Below are 353 nucleotides of genomic sequence, written 5' to 3'. Positions count from 1 at the left end.
TCGGGTGCGGCGTTGACCAACTCCTTGATGCTGGCCAGGGTATTGGGGGCCTGGCCGTTGAGCCGTTCGCACAGCGCCAGGGCCTCGGTCAGGGCATCGCCCGCTGGGGTGACGCGGTTGACCAGGCCCAGCTGGTGCAGCCGGTCGGCGCCGATGCGTTCGCCCAGCATCAGCAGTTGCAGGGCGGTGGCGCGGGGCAGGTTGCGCGCCAGGCTCCAGCTGCCGCCGCCGTCGGGCGACAGGGCGACGTTGGCGTAGGCCATGACGAACACGCTGTTGTTCGCCGCCACCAGGAAGTCGCTGGCCAGGGCGAGCGAAAACCCCGCGCCGGCGCAGGCGCCTTCCACGGCCGC

Annotated in this window: 1 protein-coding gene; it reads right to left on the bottom strand. The window is 72.0% G+C overall.

Annotation, left to right across the window (positions count from 1 at the left end; genetic code table 11):
* Nucleotides 1–353 (bottom strand): enoyl-CoA hydratase-related protein (locus HA630_RS01460; RefSeq protein ID WP_208299905.1); only part of this gene is annotated, 353 nt, incomplete at both ends.

This window comes from Aquabacterium sp. A08, assembly GCF_011742065.1.
This window is presented reverse-complemented; position numbering and strand designations above follow the sequence as displayed.